This is a genomic window from Paraburkholderia sp. SSBN10T, from assembly GCF_056619545.1.
Genome location: NZ_JBWQQI010000081.1, coordinates 1 through 350 on the forward strand (window position 1 = coordinate 1; position 350 = coordinate 350).

The window sequence follows — 350 nt, forward strand, 5'->3', positions numbered from 1 at the left end:
CGAACTGGTGCCGGCCGGCGACTACCGCAGCCCGTCTGGTGACTGGCTCTCCTTCATGAAGGGCGACGAACTCCAGCAGTTCGAGGACGACCTGCGTACCTTCGACCACTATTTCCGCCCCAACTATGACTTCCGGCGGCTGATCTGCACCGACATCGATGCGATCTGCTCTTTCATGCGTGACCACCTCAACGTCGTTCATTGGGACATCCCAGCCGACAATCCCGGGATCGAGCGCATCCTCAAGCAGGCGGTGAAGCACGGGCGACTCGTGCCGATCGTCAACCGCGACCGACACACGTACGCGCGGACGTACCGCCCTGCGCCCGCGCCGTTGAGATGGTCGGCAA

General features: G+C 62.9%; 1 pseudogene. It reads left to right on the plus strand.

What is annotated here, in order from left to right:
- A pseudogene (locus AC1ECK_RS36715) lies at positions 1-350 on the plus strand (hypothetical protein); the annotation flags it as partial.